This is a genomic window from Lactobacillus delbrueckii subsp. delbrueckii DSM 20074 = JCM 1012 (genome assembly GCF_001433875.1).
Taxonomy (GTDB): domain Bacteria; phylum Bacillota; class Bacilli; order Lactobacillales; family Lactobacillaceae; genus Lactobacillus; species Lactobacillus delbrueckii.
Map to the genome: position 1 here is coordinate 1 of NZ_AZCR01000128.1, position 576 is coordinate 576.

At 41.5% G+C, this 576-nt stretch carries 1 pseudogene; it reads left to right on the forward strand.

Annotated features, from left to right (window positions below):
• Positions 1-576: pseudogene (locus tag FD23_RS08790) on the forward strand (ISL3-like element ISLdl1 family transposase); the annotation flags it as partial.

Here is a 576-nt window from a genome sequence, read left to right on the forward strand (position 1 = left end):
AGAATTTCAACGATAAAGTGGTTTCAGAGATCCGAAAAGATGAACAAAGACGGCTGGCTGAGGAAGGCTCTCCAGAAGCTGCTAAGTTGCTTAAGAATTCACGTTACATCTTGATGTCTAAAAGATCCACATTAGTCCAGAAGGACGAGGACGCCCGCAAAGACAAGCTAGTGTCTACTGCTGGTGAAATATTCAATACACCAGAAATAAAGGCTCATGGTGGTAATGAAGTCTGGTATGACGAGCTATTGGAAGAAAACAAGCTCTTCTTTACAATAGATCTCGTTAAAGAACTGCTAGACCAAGCATACAACTCACATGACGAAGTAGAAATGTGCGTCAGACTAGAAGAGATCATAGATATCTGTAAGGCAACTAAAAATAGTCACTTTATTTGGTTTGCGCGTCTCTTATACCGCCATTTGAGAGGGATCTACACGTTTGCCAAATACGGGATATCAACTGGCAAACTTGAGGGTATTAACAATAAGATCAAGACCGAGAGACGTAAAGGGTATGGGTATCCAGATGATGAATACTTCTTCCTGCGGTTAATGGAACTATCGCGGAAAGCTT